The 22,073-nt window shown below is 71.3% G+C and carries 17 protein-coding genes; 9 read left to right on the top strand and 8 right to left on the bottom strand.

Annotated elements, in window-relative coordinates; genetic code table 11:
• Positions 1-30: 30 nt before the first annotated feature.
• Entirely contained in the window at positions 31-1,212 is a 1,182-nt protein-coding gene (locus tag AABA78_RS06405; protein ID WP_338262083.1) for a hypothetical protein, read from the bottom strand.
• A gap of 197 nt (positions 1,213-1,409) precedes the next feature.
• Complete coding sequence (locus AABA78_RS06400; protein WP_338262082.1) at positions 1,410-3,176, bottom strand: S53 family peptidase; 1,767 nt, start codon at positions 3,174-3,176, stop codon at positions 1,410-1,412.
• A gap of 172 nt (positions 3,177-3,348) precedes the next feature.
• On the opposite strand from AABA78_RS06400, the gene AABA78_RS06395 reads away from it, so the two are divergent.
• Positions 3,349-4,098: a HEAT repeat domain-containing protein gene (locus AABA78_RS06395; RefSeq protein WP_338262081.1), complete on the top strand. Its 750-nt coding sequence runs from the start codon at positions 3,349-3,351 to the stop codon at positions 4,096-4,098.
• Positions 4,095-4,832: a signal protein gene (locus tag AABA78_RS06390; protein WP_338262080.1), complete on the top strand. Its 738-nt coding sequence runs from the start codon at positions 4,095-4,097 to the stop codon at positions 4,830-4,832. The genes AABA78_RS06395 and AABA78_RS06390 overlap by 4 nt, the downstream gene beginning before the upstream one ends.
• Positions 4,833-4,847: 15 nt before the next feature.
• On the opposite strand, the gene AABA78_RS06385 is transcribed toward AABA78_RS06390, so the two are convergent.
• From AABA78_RS06385 to trmB, 6 genes are all read right to left on the bottom strand, one after another.
• The gene (locus AABA78_RS06385) at positions 4,848-7,778 is read right to left on the bottom strand and encodes a helicase C-terminal domain-containing protein (RefSeq protein ID WP_338262079.1); all 2,931 of its coding nucleotides are present in this window, start codon (positions 7,776-7,778) and stop codon (positions 4,848-4,850) included.
• A 69-nt stretch (positions 7,779-7,847) separates the two neighbouring features.
• Entirely contained in the window at positions 7,848-8,270 is a 423-nt protein-coding gene (locus tag AABA78_RS06380; protein WP_338262078.1) for a cupredoxin domain-containing protein, read from the bottom strand.
• Between the two features lie 92 nt (positions 8,271-8,362).
• On the bottom strand, positions 8,363-9,655 hold the full coding sequence (locus tag AABA78_RS06375) for a hypothetical protein (RefSeq protein WP_338262077.1): 1,293 nt from the start codon (positions 9,653-9,655) through the stop codon (positions 8,363-8,365).
• Positions 9,656-9,722: 67 nt separating this feature from the next.
• Complete coding sequence (locus AABA78_RS06370; protein WP_171419449.1) at positions 9,723-10,136, bottom strand: hypothetical protein; 414 nt, start codon at positions 10,134-10,136, stop codon at positions 9,723-9,725.
• A 50-nt stretch (positions 10,137-10,186) separates the two neighbouring features.
• The gene (locus tag AABA78_RS06365) at positions 10,187-11,230 is read right to left on the bottom strand and encodes a diguanylate cyclase (RefSeq protein ID WP_338262076.1); all 1,044 of its coding nucleotides are present in this window, start codon (positions 11,228-11,230) and stop codon (positions 10,187-10,189) included.
• 175 nt (positions 11,231-11,405) lie between these two features.
• On the bottom strand, positions 11,406-12,026 hold the full coding sequence (trmB, locus tag AABA78_RS06360) for a tRNA (guanine(46)-N(7))-methyltransferase TrmB (protein ID WP_338262075.1): 621 nt from the start codon (positions 12,024-12,026) through the stop codon (positions 11,406-11,408).
• 81 nt (positions 12,027-12,107) lie between these two features.
• Here trmB and AABA78_RS06355 point away from each other — a divergent pair, with 81 nt between their 5' ends.
• From AABA78_RS06355 to AABA78_RS06325, 7 genes are all read left to right on the top strand, one after another.
• A complete protein-coding gene (locus AABA78_RS06355) occupies positions 12,108-13,034 on the top strand; it encodes a bifunctional riboflavin kinase/FAD synthetase (protein WP_338262073.1) in 927 nt (308 codons plus the stop codon).
• 230 nt (positions 13,035-13,264) lie between these two features.
• Positions 13,265-14,965: a type IV-A pilus assembly ATPase PilB gene (pilB, locus tag AABA78_RS06350; protein ID WP_171419457.1), complete on the top strand. Its 1,701-nt coding sequence runs from the start codon at positions 13,265-13,267 to the stop codon at positions 14,963-14,965.
• 48 nt (positions 14,966-15,013) lie between these two features.
• Entirely contained in the window at positions 15,014-16,126 is a 1,113-nt protein-coding gene (locus tag AABA78_RS06345; protein ID WP_338262072.1) for a type IV pilus twitching motility protein PilT, read from the top strand.
• A gap of 54 nt (positions 16,127-16,180) precedes the next feature.
• Entirely contained in the window at positions 16,181-17,431 is a 1,251-nt protein-coding gene (gene pilC / locus AABA78_RS06340; protein ID WP_338262071.1) for a type IV pilus assembly protein PilC, read from the top strand.
• Positions 17,432-17,492: 61 nt separating this feature from the next.
• Positions 17,493-19,031 carry a two-component system sensor histidine kinase NtrB gene (locus AABA78_RS06335; RefSeq protein ID WP_338262380.1) on the top strand — a complete coding sequence of 513 codons (1,539 nt, stop codon included), beginning with the start codon at positions 17,493-17,495 and terminating at the stop codon, positions 19,029-19,031.
• The gene (locus AABA78_RS06330; RefSeq protein ID WP_338262070.1) at positions 19,028-20,470 is read left to right on the top strand and encodes a sigma-54-dependent transcriptional regulator; all 1,443 of its coding nucleotides are present in this window, start codon (positions 19,028-19,030) and stop codon (positions 20,468-20,470) included. The genes AABA78_RS06335 and AABA78_RS06330 overlap by 4 nt, the downstream gene beginning before the upstream one ends.
• Positions 20,460-22,064: a DUF8728 domain-containing protein gene (locus AABA78_RS06325; RefSeq protein ID WP_338262069.1), complete on the top strand. Its 1,605-nt coding sequence runs from the start codon at positions 20,460-20,462 to the stop codon at positions 22,062-22,064. The genes AABA78_RS06330 and AABA78_RS06325 overlap by 11 nt, the downstream gene beginning before the upstream one ends.
• Positions 22,065-22,073: the final 9 nt, after the last annotated feature.

Raw genomic sequence — 22,073 nt, 5'->3', positions numbered from 1 at the left:
GACTGCCTGCGGCGTGCTGCGTCACGGCCCCTACGGACAGTCCTGCGCGGCCACCACGGCCTGACAGCCCAGGCCGGAGCCGGTGAGCGTGCAGGGCACGGTGTCCGCGAGCGCCTGGATGACGGCCTTGGACGACGCGCCGGTGCCGCGCAGCGTGGCGGACTGCTCCAGGTGGACGAAGCGGTCCGAGGCGGCGGCGGCCTCCGTGAAGCACGCGTCCGCGGCGCCGTTGTCGATGCGGCCCTGCACGTTGCTGGTGCCGCACAGGGCGCGGTGCTTGCCCGAGTCCTCCGCCGCGTTGCAGGAGAACGCCTTCTTCGTGCCCACCAGGTGGGTGTTGAGCGCGTCGCGCAGGCGGTTGGAGAGCGCCTGCGGCCGCAGCGCGCTGGTGCCGTCGCTCACCACGGCGGCCTCGGGGCCGTCGCCCGCGTCCATGCCGTGGATGCTGGCGGCGATGGCGTCCGGCCAGGTGGCGCGCAGCGCGCGGTGCGCGGCGGTGAAGAAGGTGTTGCCGTAGTGCGCGGCGTCGGAGATGCGCAGGCCCTTGGTGCCGCACACGCTGGTGGTGCCGCTGCACGGGCTGGCGGTGGTGACGGCGCAGCGGTTGCTGCCGGTGATGAGCAGCGCGCGCGCGCCCAGCGTCACCAGCTGCGTGGCCGTCTGGCGCAGCGTGCCTTCGTCGGAGTCCGCGTGCGGCGCCTCCAGCCACAGGTCGCGCGCGGGGAACAGGTTGATGATGAACGTGCCGCCGCCGCGCGAAAACAGCCCCTGCTCGCGTACCACCAGCCACCCGCCGCCCGTGGCGTTGCGGAAGGTGGACACGCCGTAGCCCATCCCCGCCAGGTCCCGCACCACCTGCGCGGTGGGGCCTTCGGTGAGCAGCGTGCGGAAGGCGCCCTCGAACGCGGCCAGCTCCGTGCCGCCCGGCTCTTTGAAGCCGCCGCTGTTGGCCGCGGTGATGGGCGCCGTCAAAAGCCACTTCGTCAGGTCGCCCGTCAGGCTGGCCAGCGAGCCGAGCGGCGCGCACACGCTCGTCGACGGGTCCGGCGTGCTGGCGACCGGCGTCTCGGCCGCGGGCGTCTCCCCAGGTGTCACCGTGTCGGTGGGCGTCGGCGTGGTGGGCACCTGGCCCACGTCCTCGACGGGGTCGGTGGGCGAGGCGGGTGCCTGGCCCACGCTCCCGGGAGCGCTGATGGAAGAGTTCTCCGCCACGGCATCGCTCGGTCCAGCGACGGCATTGCTGCAAGCGGCTGCGAGGAGCAGGAGGCAGGAAAGGGACGCGCGCAGGGGGGACAAAGACATGGTCCTGTCCCGAACAGCATGCCCTGCGCATGCATTCGCATCCCGTCAATCCGGGATGACAGCCGGAGCGGCGCTCGCACGCCCGTCCGCCCTATGTGCCTGCCTGGCTAGGGCAGGGTCTGCAGCAGGCCCTCCGCGCTCGGCGCGCCCCAGCCGGTGGGGATGTCCCAGCCCGGTCCGGCTTCGTACTGCCGGTCGGTGACCCCCACGGTGATGTCGCGGAAGCTCTTCTGCACGTTCGGCAGCGTGTAGAGCTGCGAGTTGAGCCAGCCCACCGGCGGCTTGGCTTCCTCCGCCCGCGCGCCGTTCACAACCGCGATGAGGCCCGCGAAGATGGGCGACGCGAAGGACGTGCCGGTGTTGGGCGTGGTGACGCCCAGCCACGTGTACCAGTAGCCGGTGTCCGCGTTGAGCGCGACGTCCACCACCGCGCGCTTGGCGGGCAGCGGGACGATGCCCTTCTGCCACTCCGGGGTGGTGAAGGAGCGGCTGATGCCGGAGCCGGAGTAGTACCAGGCCGTCTCGCCCGTCACCGTCATGCCGTTCATCTTCAGTTGCGTGCCGCCCACGGCGGTGACGTAGGGGCTGGAGCCCGGCGTGTCCACGCCCGCGGAGTCGCCGCTCGCGGCGGCCACGGTGATGCCCAGCGCGGCGGCCATCATCCCGGAGGCGCTGTACTGCTCATGCACCGCGCGCGGCTCGGAGTCCTCGCGGTGCGCGAAGGACGTGGTGATGACGGACACCTCGCCGCGGCCAATGGCCTCGTTGAAGGTGTAGAGCATGGACGAGTTGCGCGCGTCCGGGCCCATGTAGACGATGACGTCCGACTTGGGCGCCATCGCCGCGGCCCACTCCACGTCCAGCGTGCCCTCGCGGTAACGCGTGACGGGCGGCTCCATGGTCTGGACGACCTTGGGGTCCTCGCGCTGGATGTCCCACATCTTCCAGAAGGCGCGCACGTCCTTCCACCGGAAGCCGGCGCCAATCACCACGCCCAGCTTCGTGCCCTGGCCGTGGTGGCCCTGCGCGTAGAGCGTGTCCGCGCCGTACGCGCGCGCCACCTGCTGCGGCGTGAGGCCCTTGTTGATGGGGTCCGGCTTGTCCGTGGACGGCTGGCCGAACTCGCCGGGCATCGTGCCCGTCTCCGCCGGCAGGTCCAGCGCGACGATGGCGTGGATGCGCTGCTGCACGAACGTGGGGGCCTTGATGCCCTCCGTGAGGCCGTAGACGTCGTGCGGATCATTGCCGCCCTGCGGCGACTTGCGCTCCAGGACGCGCAGCTTCACGCCGAACGCCTTGTTGAACTGGGCCACCGTCCCCACGAACTGCACCAGGAGGCGGTTGGTGGCGACGTAGGGCACCTGCATGCCCTCGGACTTCAGCCAGTCCGTGACGATGGTGACGTCCTTCTGCGTCGGGGCGTGCTTCGCCATCCACTCGGCCTGCGTCATGTACTTGCGGAAGCCGGAGCCGCCGGGCTTGTAGATGTCGTGGATGCGCTCCTCGAGCGCGTCCTCGTCGCGGATGGGGAAGGACACGAGCCCGCGGATGAGGTCCGTCTCCGGCGCCTCGCCCTTGTCCGTGTAGACGCCGGGCAGCGGCCCGGGGACGCCGTCCGTCGTCGGGATGGGGGTGGGATCCAACACCTCCTCCTCCGGATCCGGCGGCGGCGGGTCCACCACCTCCGGCACCGGTGGTGGCTTGCCGGGCGGCGGCTGGGAGTTTTCGGAGTCGGGAAGGGTGGGCGTGGACTCCACCGGAGTCGGCCCGGGAGGCCGCGGCTTGCCCACCGACGTCAGACGGTCCGAGTCACGGCAACCGCTCAACCACCCTGCCAGCAGCAGAACACCCGTCAGGATGACTCCGCGTTTCATTGCGCCCCCAGCCCGCGGTGACCCGCCTCGGGTCCCCCGCACCCCAGCCGTCCTCCCCCTGTGGAGGACGTCGCCCATTGTGCGCCTGCAAGGTGTGCGCGATTGCCCTGAGAGGCAACTGTCATGGACAGGTAAATCGCGGCTACACTGTTGGCACTTCTTTGCCCATCCCATGCGGCTGCCGACAGCACTCCTGCTCTTCTTCTTCCTGCTGCCGAGCGCTGCGCTGGCGCAGGGAGACACGCGCATCACCTTCCTGGGTCGTCAGTTGGAGAAGGGAAGGGATCCGCGTGCTCGCTCACAAGCCGCGCTCGTGTTGGGGGCCACCGAGGACCCGGAGGCGGTGACGCCGCTCTGCGGCGCCCTCAAGGACCCCAGCGAGCTGGTGCGCGCCGCGGTGGCCAAGGGTCTGGGCGCCCTGCTGGAGCCGGGCGGGCTCGACTGCCTCCAGGCGGTGAAGGGGGAGGCGGACGCCACGGTGCAGGCGGCGGTGGCGGAGTCCATCAAGGCCATCAAGGCGTACCAGGCGCGCCGGCCGCGCTTCTACCTGTCGCTGGACGCGGTGAAGGACAAGACAGGCAGCGTGCCCGCGGACCTGGTGAAGGTGACGGAGGCGCGCCTTCGCTCCAAGCTGGTGCGCCGGGGCGCGCTGATGGCGCCGGAGAAGGAGTCGAAGGCGGCGGCGAAGGGCGCGCTCAAGAAGCTGGGCGTGCACGGCTACCGCATCACGGCGGAGATCCAAGCCACGGACAGCGGAGGGCTGCGGCTGGCCATCCTGTGCATGACGTACCCGGAGCAGTCCCTGATGGGGCAGGTGGAAGTGAACGCCGCGGGGGCTCCGCCCGCGGACCTGTTGAAGGCCCTCATCCCCCGAGCCATCGAGGAAGCCGCCGCGACCTTCGACTGGAGCAGCGAGACATGACGACGACCACGGCCCCGGCCCCGACGACGAAGCGCCGCTGGCGCAACTTCCTGCTCGACGCGCCCTTCCAGCTGAAGCTCACCGCGTACATCGTCGGCGTGTCGCTGGTGCTGGCGGCGCTCTTGGGCATCTTCCTGGTGCGCGCGGCGAACTCGCTGATGCACGAGACGGCGACGGCGGTGGACGCCCGCTCGCGCGCGGCGGAGGTGAGCCGCGAATTGTCCGGGGCCACGCTCTCCAACGAGCTGATGGCCCACATGAACGACCCGGCGTTCGAGAAGCAGTTCCGGGAGCAGGCGCAGGCCATCGACGCCAGCTACGAGGCGGAGCGCACGGCCATCGTCGCGCAGCGCGCGGAGCTGGAGCGCCACCAGCACCTGACGTGGTGGGTGCTGGGCGGCTGCCTGGTGACGTTCATCGTCGTGGTGGCGCTGTCGACCATCGTGGTGACGCACCGGATGGCGGGTCCGCTCTTCCGCATCAAGCGCATGATGCGCGAGGTGGCCGAAGGCCGCCTGCGTCCGCCGCAGCACGGCCTGCGCGAGGGCGACGAGCTGCAGGACGTCTTCGAGGCCGCGCGGGACATGACGCAGCGGCTGCGCACGCAGCAGGAGGAGGACGCGCGCGTGGTGGCGGAGGCCCTGGCCCAGGCGCGCACGAGCGGCGCCACGGGTCCCTGGGTGGATGAACTCAGCGCCCTGGAAGCGCGCTACCGCGAGCGGCTGGCGCGGTAGGGCAGGGCCGGGGGCTCACACCCGCGCGGTGTCGGCGGTGAGCCCCATCTGCATCAGCTCCGAGTGCAAGAGCAGCCGCGCCTGCGCCCACGGCAGCGCGACGACGCGGTAGCCCGCGAGCGCCTGGAGCAACATGGGCCGGTAGCTGGCGTGCCCGGGGTCGGCGACCACGACGATGCCCCGGTCCGTGGTGGAGCGGATGAGCCGCCCGACGCCCTGGCGCAACAGCAGCAACGCGCGCGGCAGCCGGTACTGGAGGAAGCCCAGGTACTCGTTGCCCGCCTTCGCCAGCGGCTCCTCGCGCGCGGCCACCAGCGGCCGTGACGCCGGCTCCAGCGGCAGCTTGTCGATGAAGACACACCCCACGCCGCGCCCGGGGATGTCCACGCCCTGCCAGAAGCTCTTGGTGCCCAGGAGCACCGTGCCCGTGTCGCGCTCCTGCCGCGCCGCCAAGGAGCGCCCGTGCCCGCGCGACTGGCGCAGCACTTCAATGCCGTGCGGCTCCAGCCGCGCCTGCACCTCGCGCGACACGCGCTCCAGCCGCCGCGTGGAGGCGAAAAGGCCCAGCACCCGGCCGCCCATCACCTGCGCCAGCCCGGAGATGCGCCCGGAGGCCCAGTCGATGAACGGCTCCTCGTGCGCGCGCGGCGCGTCGGTGACGAGCACCACCAGCGCCTGCTGTCCCAGGTGGAAGGGCGACGGCGCACGCAGGATGGGCGGCCTCAGCCCCAGCCGCTTCAGCACGAAGGGCACGCCGTCCCCGGTGCCCAGCGTGGCGGACGCCATCACCAGCGCGCGCTTGTTCGCGGCGAAGTCCTTCGCCACGGCCTCGGACACGTCCACCGGCTGCGCGCCCACGCTCCAGCGGCCCTTGCGAGGCTCCGACCGCGCCGAGTAGCAGCGCTTCGCGTCCGGCTCTCCGGCCAGCTCTCCCGCGAGCACCGACAGCTCGCCCAGCTCCGTGGTGGCCCCGGCCAGCTCCCGCTCCAGCGAGGGCTGCTTCACCGCCAGCTCCGGCAGCGCCGCCAGCACGCGCACCGCCAGCAGCGTGTGCACCCGCTGCAGCGCCGTGCGCACCGCCACCAGCCCCTCGCGCACGGGCTCCCAGGCGGGCAGGGCGCGCACCGCGTCCGTCACCCGCAGCTCCGGCGCGTAGGCCGCGTCGTCCGCGTCCTCACCGGGCATCGCGGACGCGGGCTCGCACAGGGCCGTCACCTGCTCGCCCAGCATGCGCGCCTCCTGGAGCAGCGTGCGCAGGGCGTCGTCCACCTCGGACATCAGCACGCGGGACTCATCCCGGCGCGTGGCCGCGAGCGCGCGGCGCAGCTCCGCGAAGAGGCCCCGTCGCCCGTCGCGCCCGTGCAGCCGCTCCGTGAGGCGCAGGAAGGCCAGGTCCGACAGCTCCACCGTGAGCGCGGTGGTGGCCACGTCCTCCAGCTCGTGCGCCTCGTCCAGCACCAGGTGGTCCAGGCGCCCGTAGCGCGCGGGCCACGCGAACGCGAGCGACTGGTTGATGACCAGCACGTCCGCCTCGCGCGCCTGCGCCACCGCCGAGTGGTAGAAGCACTTGTGGTGATGCGGGCAGCGCTCGCCCAGCGTCGTCGCCGCCTCGGAGCGCACCGACGGCACCAGCCCGTGCATCTGCGGGAAGCGCTCGCGGAACCAGTGGCTCAGCCGGTCCAGGTCCCCGTCCAGGCTGCGGCGCAGGTACGCGCGCACGTAGGCCCGGGGCGCTCGCGCCGAATGGTTCATCCCCGGCTCCACGCGCGTGGCCTCCAGAGCGCGGCGGCGGCACAGGTAGTTCGTCTGTCCCTTGAGCAGCGCGTAGCCGAACGCGCCGCCCGTGGCCTGGTGCAGCCGGGGCAGGTCCTTCTCCAGCAACTGGTCCTGGAGCGTCTTCGTGTGCGGCGCCACGCCGACCTTCAGCCCGTTGCGCGCGGCGAACAGCGCCGCGGGCGTGAGGTACGCCAGCGACTTGCCCGTGCCCGTGCCGGCCTCCACCGCCACCTGCCCGCCGTCCGACAGCGTGCGCGCCACCGCCTGCGCCATCTCCAGCTGCGCGGGCCGGGACAGGAACCCGCCCCCACGCTCCAGCGCGCCGCCGGGCCCCAGCACCTGCGACACCTCCTCCGGCCGCACCGGCAGCGGCGTCGCGTCCAGCTCCGGCTCCGGGGGAGGCCTTCCACCGTTCGCGCGCTTGCGCTCCGGCCGCGCGCGAAGGAAGCCACCCGTCGTCTCCAGGCTCAGCGGTACCGGCGAGGCCCGGCACGCCTCCCACAGCCGCGACAGCAGTCCCAGCAGGGGCCGCGCCTCCGCGTCCGCCGCCAGGTCGCGAGCGTCCTCTTCCGAGAGGGCGTCCAGCAGCGGCGTGGGCCCCAGCGCCGCGCGGGCCCTGGGGTCCATCGTGGCCAGCAGGTCCGCCACGTCCTCCGCGCGCCCGTCGCGCACGCAGCCGTCCAGCGCGTGCACCAGCACCGCGTGCACCGCCACGCAGTCATGGAGCGCGCGGTGCGGCTGCTGCGAGCCCAGCTTCGCCCACCGCATCAGCGACTCCAGCGAGTGGCTGGGCAGCTCCGGGTGCAGGTAGTGCATGAGCTCGCATGAGTCGAGCACCGGCACGCCACCGAGCACGTCCGGCAGGAAGCCCTTCTCGAACGGGGCGTTGTGCGCCACCACCGTCCAGCCCTTCAGCCGCTCCCGCAGCTCCGCGCGCTCCGCGTCGAAGCGGGGCTGCCCGGCGAGCTGCGCGTCGGAGAGGCCGGTGAGCCGGCGGATGGTGAGGTTCAGCGGGCGCGACGCGGAGTACAGGCGGGAGAAGCGGTCCACCTCCCGGCCGTCCTCGAAGAAGAGGCAGCCCACCTCGATGACCTCATCCACGCGGGGGTCGAGCCCCGTCGTTTCGAGGTCCAGGAAGACGTGCCGGGTGAAGAGCTCCGAGCTGCCCATGCAGGGCGTCGAGCCTACCCGGCCGGGGGGACATCGCCAGTTAACGGGCGGCTCCCCCCCGCGTGGGCTTCAGTCCACGACGAAGGTGCCGGCAATCATCTTCCCCATCGCGCAGCCGTACTTGAGCGTCCCGGACTGGTTGGGCGTGAAGGTGATGTCCACGGGCGTGTTCAGGGGCAGCTTCGTGTCGATTTTGTACTCGTCCATCACCAGCTCGGTGGCGCACGTCAGGTCCGTCTTGCGCGTCACCACCAGCTTCACCGGCTCGCCCTTCTTGAGCTGCACCGGCGAGGGCTCGAAGCCCTTCTCCGTGACGGCCAGGTCCACCACGTGCACGCCGTTCTCCCGCCGCCCCACCTCCTGTGCACCAGGCGCGCCCGGCTCCTTCGCGGAGGACTCCTTGGAGCATGCCTGCTGCGACGCGCCCGCGAGGACCGCCGCCGCGGTGAGCGCGAGCCAGGGCTTGATGATGCGGGAGAAGAAGGGGCGCATGGATGGGGCTCCTGGAGGAGGAGGGGAAGAACACGGGCGGCCCGCCCGTGAAGGCAGGGGCCGCCCGGAGGTAACAGCACCGCGCGCGGTTTTCAGCTCGCGGCGTCGGGCTTCGAAGCTTCCGAGTCGTCGTCGGAGTCGTCGTCGGCCGGGGCCGGGGGCGCCTCGAAGCGCAGCAGCGCGTGCAGCGGGACGAACAGCTCGTGTCCCGGCTCACCCAGGAGCACGTCGAAGCGGCCCACGCGCAGGAGCGGCGCCTCCACGGTGATGCCGTTGCGCAGCACCAGCTTCACCGTCTGCCCGATGTGCGGCAGGAACGGCCGGGGGTCCGAGTAGGGCCGCTTGTCCGGCTGCCGGGCCACCTGCGCCGGCTTCTGCGTGAGCTTCGCGTCGCGCTCCAGGTTCGGCATCAGCCGCTCCCAGTCACCCCTGCGCGCGATGAGCACCACCTGGAGCTTCTCCAGCCGGCCCGTGCGCTCGAAGGTGAAGGCGATGGCCTCTTCCGCCAGCAGCGTGTCCAGCAGCGACCGCTCCGCCAGCACCACGGACAGCTCGGTCTTCTGCTCGATGAAGGCGCCCAGGAAGTCCGCGACGAGCGCGTTGTCCACCTGTCCGCGCGCCTGCTTGATGGCCGCCTTGCGCTGGCTGCGCTCCTTGCGGGCCATGAACTCCTGCACCGTCAGGCCGCTCTGGAGGATGCCGAACGCGTCTCCCAGCGACAGGCCCGGCGTCTGGCCCATGAGCTCGTAGACCTGGTCGAAGCGCTTCGCCTCCTCGGCGTGCAGCTTGCGCCAGATGCGCGCCTTCATCTTGCCTTCCAGCTCACCCTTGGCGATGCGCGCCGGCACGTGTTCGCGCGTGGCCAGCGCCAGGATCTGCTCCGGCGTGGGCGGCGGACGCGGCGTGCTGGGGCGCGGCCCGAAGCGGCCCGGAGGCCCGCCCGCGCGCGGAGGCCCGCCCATCCCGGGACCCCGGGGAGGCGGACGCGACGCCGCGCCCGGCGTGAAGCCCGGCGCTGGAGGACCCGACGGCCGGGGAGGCGCCGAGGGGGCCGTCGACACCGGACCCGGAGCGCCTACCGCGCCCGGCGTGGGCCGGGGCGTGGGCGAGGCCAGGCCCGCGGGGGCCACGGGGGTGGCCGGCCGGGGAGGCATGGGGGAGAGGCCGCTCGGCTTCGGCGTGGGCGCCACGCCCGGAGTGGGGCGGGGGGCCGGCGTCGGGCGCGGTGCGCCTTCGGCGTGGGTGGGGGCCACCGGGGCGGAGGGCGCCACCGGCGTGGGCCGGGGCGTGGGCCTCGGCGAGGGGGTGGGGGCGGCCGAGGACGGAGTCACCGGGCTGCCGGGCGTCGAGCCCGGTCGCCGGATGACTTCGACTGCGGGCAGCACCCGCCGTGTCTTCCTGTCGTTCACGGTTGTACGTTACCTGATGCGCGGGGTCCGGGCATGCCCGGGCTCACGGCTGGGGGGATGCTGAAAAGTCCACCTTCCACCCGGACGGCTCCCTCACCATCCGGACCTCGCCCGACCTTCCCGCCGAGCGCACGACCAAGGTCGCCATGTCGCCCTCCTGCCGGAGCAGCGAAACCTCCTGAACATCGGGCGGAACGGGAACATTCGCGAAGAACAGCGCCAGCGGCTCCGGCTTCACCATGCCGCCCGAGGCGCTGCTCACCTGCTCGGCCCGCGTCTTCAGGACCTGCTGGGTCGGTTGCGACAACCCCGCGTAGGCCTTGGGCAGCTCACCGCGCTGCACGTGCCGGTGGAACGTCTGGTAGGCCCCCACGGGGGAGTCCGGCTGGAGCCGGCTGCAGCCGCCCAGGGCGAGGAGGGCGAACAGCAGCCAGGTCGTCGTCGCGAGCGGGCGCATGGAGCCTCCGGTTTAGGTCAAACCGTCGCCGTGGGGAAGCGCGAGGTGAGTCACGCCGCATGCTGGTGGACGCGATTGCGCCCCGTCCCCTTGGCTGAATAGAGGCTCGCGTCCGCCGCGCGCAGCAGCGCCTCCGTGCCGGGCAGGTCGTCCGCCGGCACCGTCGCCACGCCCAGCGACGCGGTCAGCTTCACCTCCTGCGACACTCCGTCCGCGGCCTTCCACGTCAGCTCCAGCCGCTCGATGGCCTCGCGCACCCGCTCGCACGCCCGGAGCGCGTCCTGGGGGGCGGCCTCCGGCAAGAGGGCGATGAACTCCTCGCCGCCGTAGCGGGCCAGGAGGTCCACCTCCCGCAGCGTCGCGCGGGCCGTCTGCGCCACCGCGCGCAGCACCTCGTCCCCGAAGGGGTGGCCGAACGTGTCGTTGATGCGCTTGAAGTGGTCGATGTCCAGCATCACCAGCGACAGGGGGGAGCGGTAGCGGCGCGAGCGCATGAACTCCTCGCTCAGCCGCTCCTCGAAGTAGCGCCGGTTGAACAGCCCCGTGAGCGCGTCCGTGCGGCTCAGGGCGAGCAGCTCCTGGCGGCGGCGGTCCAGCTCCCGGTTGGCCCACTCCAGCTCGCGGTTCTTCTCCAGCAGTGCGTCCTGCAGCGCCTTGAGCCGCAGCATGGACTTCACGCGCGCGCCCAGCTCCAGCATGTCGAAGGGCTTCACCAGGTAGTCGTCCGCGCCCAGCTCCAGCCCCTCCACCTTGCCCGCCGCCTGCCGGGCCGTCATCAGGATGACCGGGATGAAGCCGAAGCCGCCCTCGCCCGCGTTCGCCTTGACGATGCGGCACACCTCCACGCCGCCCAGGCCCGGCATCTCCACGTCCATCACGATGAGGTCGGGCCTGCCGGCGCGGATGGCGGACAGCGCCTGGGCTCCGTCCAGTGCTTCCTTGAACACGTAGCCGTGCGGGGCCAGGCCCTCGCGCACGTGCTTCACCTGCGCCGGATCATCGTCCACGATGAGCACGGTGCGCCCGGAGAGGTCGTTCGCGGGTCCGCTCCGGCGTGCGCCCTCGGCCATCCGCTTCCTTTCGGCTTCCGGCATGAAGCGCCCACCCCCCAACAGGCTGCGGTCGTGGCCAACGTCGCGAGTGTCCCCCGGGGCGGGAACCCCGTGGGTGGATTCTCCCCCGGGTGAAGGGCGCTGCCAAGGGCCTCCGCGGCCTCCCGGAGGTGCCGGTGCCCTCCTTGCGTCCAGGGCCTGACAGGCTCCGGACGGACTACGGCGCGGCTTTCACCAGACGTGCGCGGTAGACGGGTTCTCCGGACGCCAGGTAGCGCCGCTCGCGGGTGGAGGGCACCTCCTCCGGGTCGTACGGGTGGAACACGCCCGCGCCCAGCGGGTTGTGGAAGCCCGCGCCCTCCAGGATTTCGAGCATGGCCACCGCGCGGTCCTGCACGTCGGTGCGCATGTCGAAGCGGCCGCCGGGCTTGAGCAGCCCCAGCATCAGCTTCGCGAAGTCCGGCTGCACGACCGCCCGCTTGGCGTGCGAGCGCTTCCACCACGGATCCGGGAACTGGAGGTGGATGACGTCCAGCGACCCGGGGGCGAAGATGCGCGGCACCACGAAGCGCGCGTCGGATTCGATGACGCGCAGGTTCTTCAGGCCCAGCTTCTCCCCGCGCATCTGCGTGTCGCGCGCGTACTTCTTGCGCCACTCGAAGGCCACGAAGCGCACGGCGGGGTTCCTGCGGCAGTACTCCAGCGCATGGCCTCCCGCGCCGGAGCCGATCTCCAGCTCCAGGGGCCCCGTGAACCCGAACTCCGCGTCCCAGTCCGGGGGCGCTTCCAGGGGGACGAACTTGAGGCCGACCGGATCAGGGAGCAGGGCAGGGCGCATGGCGGGGACGGGGGGCCTCTAACCATGGAGCCGCGTGGGTTGGCCAGGGCAAAAGCGCGCGGGGTGGTATAGGGAAGGGCCATGAAGGTCTTCCAGTCCGTGTCCGAGGCGGGCCGCCAGCTTCAGGGGCAGGCCCTCGCGTTGGGCAACTTCGACGGCGTGCACGTGGGCCACCAGGCCCTCTTCGCCGAGGCGCTGCGCCACGCCCCCGCGAACGCGCTCACCTTCCAGCCCCACCCGGGCAAGGTGCTCCAGCCGGACCTGGCGCCCAAGCTCATCACCCTGCTGCCGCGCAAGCTGGAGTTGCTCGCCGCGTGCGGCCTCACCCACGCGGTGGTTCAGCCCTTCAGCCGCGACTACGCGCGCAACACGCCCCAGGACTTCGAGGCCGCCCTCTTCGACAGCCTGGGCGTGGGCCACGTCGTCGTGGGCAGCGACTTCACCTACGGCGCCCAGCGCGCCGGCACCGTCACCACGCTGCGCGAGGCCGCGAGCAGGCGGGGCGCGCAGGTGCACGTCGTGCAGCCGGTGCACGTGGACGGCGTCGTCGCGTCCTCGTCGCGGATCCGCGAGTACATCCTGGAGGGCAGGGTGGGCGCGGCCAGGCGCCTGCTCGGCCGCCCGTTCGACCTGGACGGCACCGTGGTGTCCGGCGCGGGCCGGGGGCGCACCATCGGCTTCCCCACCGCCAACGTGGACACGCAGAACGAGCTGCGGCCCGCGCCCGGCGTGTACGCCATCCGCGTGCGCCTGCTGGCGGAGGAGGGCGGCCCGTGGCGCCCCGGCGCGGCCAACATCGGCGTGAAGCCTACGTTTGGTGGCACGGAGGTCACCATCGAGGCGCACCTGCTGGACTTCTCCGGCGACCTCTACGGCAAGGAGCTGCGGGTGCAGTTCCTGGAGCGGCTGCGGCCCGAGCAGCGCTTCGGCTCCGCCGCGGAGCTGGTGGGTCAAATCAAACGCGACGTGGAGGCCGCCCGCACCGTGGTGGCCCGCGGCGACGGGTAGGACCCCAAGGCTCCGGCGCCGCCTTGACGGCCGCCCCTGCAAAGGGGGCGCCGGACAGCAAGGGAGCACGCCGGGGCGCCTTGACAGGCCGCGCATCGGTTTCCTCTAATCCGGGAGGATCCGTGCCAGGGCTTCAAGCCCCTGTCGCACGGCTTCCTTCCCCCCGCGGGTCCCGCTGACAGCCGGGGCTCTGGCTGTTCCCTCCTCACGCTCAAAGAGGCATCCCAGAAATGTCCGGTCGACTCGGTGAATTGCTGGTGCGCGAGAACCTCATCTCCGTCCAGCAACTCCGCAAGGCGCAGGAGGAGCAGCAGAAGAGTGGCGCGCGCATCGGCACGGCGCTCATCAAGACGGGCGCCATCGAGGAGTCGAAGCTCACCGACTTCCTGTCGAAGCAGTACGGCGTGCCGGCCATCAACCTGAAGGACTTCGACATTGATCCGGACATCATCAAGCTCGTGCCCAAGGAAGTGGCCGAGAAGCACCTGGTGATCCCGGTCAACCGCGCGGGCCCGTCGCTCATCGTGGCCATGTGCGACCCGTCCAACATCTTCGCGGTGGACGACCTGAAGTTCCTCACCGGCTACAACATCGAAGCCGTCGTCGCGTCGGAAATCTCCATCCGCGAGTCCATCGAGCGCTACTACGCGGAGAAGGGCCCCTCGCTGGAGGACATCGTCGGCGACGTGGGCGACGACATCGAGGTCGCCAAGGAGGAGCAGGAGAACCTGGATGAGATGGCCAAGGCCGCGGACGACGCGCCGGTGGTCAAGCTGGTGAACCTCATCCTCATGGACGCCATCAAGAAGCGCGCGTCCGACATCCACATCGAGCCGTACGAGAAGGACTTCCGGGTCCGCTTCCGCATCGACGGCGTGATGTACGAGGTGATGCGCCCGCCCATGAAGCTGCGCAACGCCATCACCAGCCGTCTCAAGATCATGGCGTCGCTGGACATCTCCGAACGGCGCCTGCCGCAGGACGGCCGCATCAAGATCAAGATCGGCGGCGGCAAGGAGATGGACTTCCGCGTGAGCGTGTGCCCCACGCTCTTCGGCGAGAAGGTCGTGATGCGCTTGCTCGACAAGAGCAACCTGCAGCTCGACATGACCAAGCTGGGCTTCGACGCGACGCCCCTGGCCTGGTTCAAGGAGGCCATCGACCGGCCCTACGGCATGGTGCTGGTGACGGGCCCCACGGGCTCCGGCAAGACGACGACGCTGTACTCGGCGCTCTCCAGCCTCAACGACGTGGGCACCAACATCTGCACCGCGGAGGACCCGGTGGAGTTCAACTTCGCCGGCATCAACCAGGTGCAGATGCACGAGGACATCGGCCTGAACTTCGCGGCCGGCCTGCGCTCCTTCCTCCGCCAGGACCCCGACATCATCATGATCGGTGAGATCCGCGACTTCGAGACGGCGGAGATCGGCGTGAAGGCGGCGCTCACGGGCCACCTGGTGCTCTCCACGCTGCACACCAACGACGCCCCGGGCACGGTCAGCCGTCTGCTCAACATGGGCATCGAGCCGTTCCTGGTGACGGCGTCGCTCAACCTCATCCTCGCCCAGCGTCTGGCGCGCCGGCTGTGCCCCGCGTGCAAGCGCCCCGCGGAGAAGGTGGACGAGCAGGCCCTCATCGACGCGGGCATCCCGCCGGACAAGATGGGCACCTTCACCATGTACGAGAAGGTCGGCTGCCGCGAGTGCAACGACCGCGGCTACCGCGGCCGCGTGGCCATCTACGAGGTCATGCCCTTCTGGGACGGCCTCAAGGAGCTGGTCATCAACGGCGCCTCCGCCGCGGAGCTCAAGCAGGAGGCCATCCGCCTGGGCATGAGCAGCCTGCGCATGAGCGCGCTCAAGAAGCTCATGGACGGAATGACGACGCTCGAAGAGGTCGTGGGCAACACCGCGCCGGACCGCTTCTAGTCACCCCACCTCCTCTCCACACTTCTTCCTCCGACAGGACACGCATCCGTGGCCAACCTGCACCAGCTCCTCAAGGCGATGGTCGAGAAGGGCTCTTCCGACCTCCACATCACCACCGGCTCGCCGCCGCAGCTGCGCGTGGACGGTGAACTCGTCCCGCTCAAGACGGCGCCGCTCACGCCCGTGGAGACCAAGCAGCTCTGCTACTCCATCCTCACGGACGCCCAGAAGCACAAGTTCGAGGAGGAGAACGAGCTGGACCTGTCGTTCGGCGTGAAGGGCCTGTCACGCTTCCGCGCGAACATCTTCATGCAGCGCGGCGCCGTCGCCGGTGCGTTCCGCACCATTCCGTTCAAGATCCTGACGTTCCAGGAGCTGGGCCTGCCGCCGGTGGTGGCGGAGCTGGTGAAGAAGCCGCGCGGCCTCATCCTGGTGACGGGCCCCACGGGCTCCGGCAAGTCCACCACGCTGGCCTCGATGATCGACAAGATCAACACCGAGCGTCATGAGCACATCATGACCATCGAGGACCCCATCGAGTACCTGCACCCGCACAAGAACTGCCTGGTCAACCAGCGCGAGGTCGGTGCGGACACGCGCAACTTCAAGACGGCCCTCAAGTACATCCTCCGCCAGGACCCGGACATCGTGCTGGTGGGTGAGCTCCGCGACCTGGAGACCATCGAGGCGGCGCTCACCATCGCGGAGACGGGCCACATCTGCTACGCGACGCTGCACACCAACAGCGCGGTGCAGACCATCAACCGCGTGCTGGACGTGTTCCCGCCGTACCAGCAGCCCCAGGTGCGCGCCCAGCTGTCCTTCGTGCTGGAGGGCGTGATGAGCCAGGCGCTCGTCGCCAAGGCCGGCGGTCCGGGCCGCGTGCTGGCCCTGGAGGTCATGGTGCCCAACCCCGCCATCCGGAACCTCATCCGCGAGGACAAGGTCCACCAGATCTACTCCTCCATGCAGGTGGGCCAGGCGAAGTACGGCATGCAGACGTTCAACCAGGCGCTGGCCGCCCTCCTGGCGCGCCGGCTCATCTCCCAGGACGAGGCCTTCGGCCGTTCCTCCGACCCGGAGGAGCTGCGCAACATCCTCGCCACGGGCGGCGCGCCGGGTGGAGCCCAGCGGCCGGCCGGGGGAGCGGGTGCCCGTTAGTTTTCCGACGTGAATTTCGCGGGTTAGACTCGCGCCCTCCCCGGAGGTCCAGGTATGGCAGCACCAGCGGTCCAGCAGAAGGCGACAGCGTCCAAGAAGAACACGGCCCAGTTCCTCTGGGAGGCGAAGACCAAGAGCGGGGAGAACAAGAAGGGCGAGATGGAGGCCTCGGACATCGAGGCCGTCAACGCGCGCCTGAAGTCCCTGGGCCTCAACCCGACGAAGGTGCGCAAGAAGGGCACCTTCGACATGGAGCTGTCCCTGCCCGGGAGCGTGACGGGCAAGGACATCCTCATCTTCACCCGCCAGTTCGCGACGATGATCGACGCGGGCCTGCCGCTGGTGCAGTGTCTGGACATCCTCGCCAGCCAGATGGACAACCCCGCCTTCAAGAAGGTGGTGTTCGCCATCAAGGGCAAGGTGGAGCAGGGCAGCACCTTCGCGGACGCGCTGAAGGAGCACCCGAAGGTCTTCGACGAGCTCTACGTGCAGCTGTGCGCCGCGGGCGAGGTGGGCGGTATCCTCGACACCATCCTCAACCGGCTCGCCGCCTACCGCGAGAAGAACGAGAAGCTCAAGGCCAAGGTCAAGGGCGCCATGACCTACCCCACCATCGTCATCCTGGTGGCCATCGGCGTGACGGCGCTCCTGCTGCTCAAGGTGACGCCCGTGTTCGAGAAGATGTTCTCGGACTTCGGCTCGAAGCTGCCGGGCCCCACGCAGGTCGTCGTGGACATGTCGAAGTTCGCGCAGGAGTACTTCCTCCACACCGTCATCGGCATCGCCGTGCTCGTCTTCTCCTTCACCTGGAGCTACCGCCAGCCCCGGGGCCGCAAGTTCTGGGACAAGACGTTCCTCAAGCTGCCCCTGTTCGGCGACGTGCTCCGCAAGGTCGCGGTGGCGCGCTTCACGCGCACGCTGGGCACGATGATCTCCTCCGGCGTGCCCATCCTGGACGCGCTGGACGTGACGGCCAAGACGGCCGGCAACCGCACGGTGGAGGAGGCCATCTACTACGTGCGCGGGAAGATCGCCGAGGGCAAGAACATCGCGGGGCCGCTCTTGGAGACCAAGGTGTTCCCGTCCATGGTGGTACAGATGATTGGCGTCGGTGAGGCGACGGGCGCCATGGACACCATGCTCAACAAGATCGCCGACTTCTACGACGACGAAGTGGACACGGCCATTGGCGCGCTGACGTCGATGATCGAACCGCTGCTGATGGTGTTCCTCGGCGGCGTGGTGGGTGGCTTCCTCATCGCCATGTACCTGCCCATCTTCAGCCTTGCCGGCGCGATCAAGTAGCGCGCGTCAGGGGAGCTCCGCGTCGGGCGCGGCCCCGGGCCTGGGGCCCCGCCTGGTGTGGCTGGTGTTGTTCCGCACCGTCGCGGCGAGCCTGTCGCTCGTGGTGACGGTGGCGAGGCTCCTGACGCAGCCCGCGCAGGAGCCCAGCCGGGCGGACTCGCTGTCGTTCGCGGTCATCGCGGGCGCCTACGTCCTCACGGTGGTGACGGGCCTGCGGCTGCGCCGGGGCACCGCGGGGCGGCTGGACGCCACGGTGACGGTGGTGGGCGACGTGCTCATCGCCACCGGGCTCGTCTACCTGAGCGGCGGCGCGGACTCGCCGCTGACGTTCCTCTACAGCCTGGCCGTGATTGGCGCGGCGGTGGTGCTGGACTGGCGCGGCGCGCTGGTGGCCGCGGCCGTGTCCACGTTCGCGTTCACGATGCTGCTGCTCATCACCCGGCTCACCACGCCGGTGGACGCGGTGGCGGTGCCCGCGGCGCGCGTGCTCTTCGTGCTGGGCAGCAACGCGCTGGCGCTGGTGCTCATCGCCGTGCTGTCCGGCTACCTGTCGCGCCAGCTGTCCGCGACGGGCGGCGCGCTGTCCCAGAGCGAGGCGGACCTGCGCCGGCTGGGGCGGCTGCAGCAGCTCATCCTGTCCTCCATGCCGTCGGGGCTGGTCACCTGCGACGCCCAGCGGCACGTCACCTTCGTCAACTCGGCGGCCCACGCCATCCTCCACGTGGAGGACGACGCCACCGTGGTGGGGCTGCCCCTGGAGAACCTGCTGCCGGGCGTGTCCACGCTGGCGCCGCGCTCCACCCGGGGGGAGCTGCGCGTGCGGACGCCCGGCGGCAACCGGGTGCTGGGGCTGTCGGTGTCGCCGCTGGAGGGCGAGGCGGGCGCGCTGCTCATCGTCTTCCAGGACCTCACGGAGCTGCGCCGCATGGAGGAGGACCTGAAGCGCACGGACCGGCTGGCCAGCCTGGGCGCGCTGTCCGCGCAGCTGGCGCATGAAATCCGCAACCCGCTCGCGGCCATGCGCGGCTCCGCGCAGCTCCTGGCCCAGGAGCAGTCCGGCGACGCGGTGGTGACCAAGCTCACCGGCATCCTCACGCGGGAGGCGGACCGGCTGGCGCGGCTGGTGGAGGACTTCCTGCGCTTCGCGCGCCCGCCGGAGCCCCAGCGCCGGCCGGTGGCGCTGGACGCGCTCCTGTCGGAGACGGTGGACATGCTGCGCGCGGACCCCCTGGCCCGCGAGGTCCAGATGGAGGTGCGGGCCCCGGAGGCGCTGACGGCGCCGGTGGATCCGGATCAGCTGCGCCAGGTGCTCATCAACCTGCTGCGCAACGGCTTCCAGGCGGCGGGCCCCCAGGGGACCGTCCGGGTGGCGCTGGCGCGGGCGGAGAAGGAAGCGCAGATTCGCGTGTGGGACTCGGCCGGCAGCATCACGGAGGAGATGATGGGACACCTGTTCGAGCCGTTCTTCACCACCCGCAGCGGCGGCACCGGCCTGGGGCTGTCCACGGCGCACTCCATCATCCGCGCGCACGGCGGCAGCATCCGCGTGACGTCCCACCCGGCCGAAGGCACCGAGTTCCTCGTGGGGCTGCCGCTGTGACGGCGCTCCCCCATGAGGGAGGTCCGCGTGGCCACGTGCTGGTGGTGGACGACGAGCTGTCCATGCGCGAGTACCTGGAGATATTGCTCGTGCGCGAGGGCTACGCGGTGACGAGCGTGCCCGGCGTGGAGCCCGCCCGCGCGGTGCTGGAGAAGGACCAGGTGGACCTGGTCATCTCCGACATGAAGCTGGGCCCGGCGGGCAGCGGCCTGGACGTGCTTCGGACGGCGCGCTCGCGCAAGGAGCCGCCGGAGGTGGTGCTCATCACCGCCTTCGGCACGCCGTCCTCCGCGGTGGAGGCCATGCGCGAGGGCGCGTACGACTACATCTGCAAGCCCTTCGACAACGAGGAGCTGCGGCTCTTGGTGCACAAGGCGCTGGAGAAGCGCGCCCTGCGCCAGGAGAACAGCACGCTGAAGGCGCGGCTCTTGCCCGGGCTGGGCGGGCTGCTCGTGGGGACCAGCCCCCGCATGCGCGCGCTGTGGCAGCTGGTGGAGAAGGTGGCGCCAGGGCGCAGCACGGTGCTGGTGACGGGGGAGAGCGGCACCGGCAAGGAGCTGGTGGCCAGGGCCGTCCACCTGCGGGGCCACCGCGCCGCGCAGCCCTTCCTGCCCTTCAACTGCGCGGCCCTCAACGAGGGCGTGCTGGAGAGCGAGCTCTTCGGGCACATGCGCGGTGCCTTCACGGGCGCCACGCACGAGCGGCCGGGCCTGCTCGTCTCCGCGGGCGAGGGCACGGTGATGCTGGACGAGGTGGGGGAGATGCCCCTCTCCACGCAGGTGAAGCTGTTGCGCGTGCTGCAGGAGCGCAAGGTGAAGCCGGTGGGCAGCGCGGCGGAGATTCCCTTCCAGGCGCGCGTCATCGCGGCCACCAACCGCCGGCTGGAGGCGGAGGTGAAGGCGGGCCGCTTCCGCGAGGACCTCTTCTACCGGCTCAACGTCATCACGCTGGAGCTGCCCCCCTTGCGCGAGCGCTCGGAGGACATCCCGCCCCTGGCGACGCACTTCCTGTCGCGGCTGGCGGAGGAGCTGGGGCGCCCGGGCCTGCGCTTCGCGCCGGAGACGCTGGCGCTGATGGAGCGCTACGCCTTTCCGGGCAACGTGCGCCAGCTGCAGAACATGGTGGAGCGCGCGGCCACGCTGTCGGACTCGGACGTGCTGGGCCCCGGGACGCTGCCGCCCTCCGTGCGCGGCGAGGCGGAGCCCCAGGCCCGCGCGGGCGACGGGGGAGAGCCGGTGCTGGGCCAGGGCTTCAACCTGGAGCGGCACCTGGACGACCATGAGCGCCGGCACCTGCTGGCCGCGCTCAAGCAGGCGCAAGGGGTGAAGACGCGCGCCGCGGAGCTCCTGGGCCTGTCCTTCCGCTCCTTCCGCTACCGGCTGGCGAAGCACGGCCTCACGGACGAGCTGGAAGAGCCCGGCGGGACGCGTGTCGGCTGAGACGACGGACGCCACGCCGGTCTCGCCAGGGCTCGGGCCCTCCTGGGGAGGAGTCCTCCTCCTCTGCGCCGGGCTGATCCTGCTGGGCGCCTGGGGCTGGCTCGCGCCGGAGTACCTGATGGCCCGCGGCTTCCCGCTGGACGATGCGTGGATCCACGCCGTCTACGCGCGCAGCCTCGCGGCAGGGCAGGGGCTGGCGTACAACCCGGGCATCCCCGCGACGGGTGAGACGTCTCCACTGTGGGCCTGGGTGCTGGTTCCATCGCATTGGCTGAGCCAGGACGTGGCGACCCGCGTGCTGCTCACCAAGCTCACGGGCTTCCTCCTCCACGTGATGGCTTCGGGCGCCGCCTTCCTGGCGCTGGGCGGACGACGCGGGGACCGCTGGGCCCTGGGGGGCGCGCTGCTCATGCTGCTCCACCCGGACCTTGTCGCCGCCAGCGTCAGCGGGATGGAGGTCCCCCTGGCCAGCCTGTGCATCTGGGGGCTGGTGCTCGCGCTGAAGGCGCGCTCGGTGCTCGCGCTGGGCCTGCTCGCCGCCGCCGCGCCGCTCTGCCGGCCGGAGCTTCCCGTGGTGACGTGGACCCTGCCTGTGTTGTTCCTCCTGGGGAGGGAGCCGCTCCGCGAGTTCGCACGCGTCCTGGGGGCCATCGCCGTGGGGACGGCGGTGTCCTTCGGAGGCATGGGCCTCTGGTATCTCGCCGCGTCGGGCCGGCCGCTGCCGGCCACCTTCTACGCGAAGGTGGGCGGTGGGGGCCCGGGCCTCTGGGCGTCGCTCATGCGCGGATTCACGGAGCTGTTGCCCGGCCTGTCCTTCACGGCGCTGCCCGTGCTGGGCGTGCTGGTGCTGCTGGTGGCGGAGCGGCGGGGACGCCCCGGGCCCTCCGAGGGATGGCGCCTGGCGGCGGCCCTGGTGGGCGCGGGACTGGCGTTCTGCTGCGTGTCCTTCGCGCTCATCCACCCGCTGGACCCCGCGGCCTTCTACCACCAGCGCTACCTGCTTCCGGCCCTGTCGCTGCTGGTCGTGCCGTTCGTTCCGTTGGCGGGCGGTCGGCTCCAGGCCCGGGTGCCTCTCCCGGGGCACCGCCTGTGGGTGGTGCTCGCGCTCCTGCCGGCCGGGGTGTGTGCGCTGCGATTGCCCGCGCGGCTGGAGCGCCTCACCAACGACGCCCGCAACATCGACGACGTGCAGGTGTCCGTGGGACGGATGCTCTCCGGTGCTCCGCCCGAGGCCGTGGTCTGGGCCACCGATGCGGGCGCCGTGCGCTACTTCGGGCAAGCTTTCGTCGTGGACATGCTCGGCTTGAACACACCTCAAATGCTGGGGGCCGACGCCCAGGCATACCTCGACGCGCATGCCCCCGCGTACCTGGAGACGGTGCCGACCTGGTCCCGCCTCGTCGATCCGGATCGCTCCTGGCCCACTCCCCGCATCTTCCGTCCGTCGACGGAGTACACGGTGACGCGCATCATCCAGATGAGGCTCCACGCCCTGGTGTTCTGCGCGCAAGGCACCGGAACCTACGACATCCGGGGGCGCACCTTCGCCTTCCGCTGCGCGCCCCTGGGCCCGCCCTTCCCGGGCCCGCCCTGAGCGGGGACT

The organism is Corallococcus caeni, assembly GCF_036245865.1.
GTDB classification, from domain to species: domain Bacteria; phylum Myxococcota; class Myxococcia; order Myxococcales; family Myxococcaceae; genus Corallococcus; species Corallococcus caeni.
This window is presented reverse-complemented; position numbering and strand designations above follow the sequence as displayed.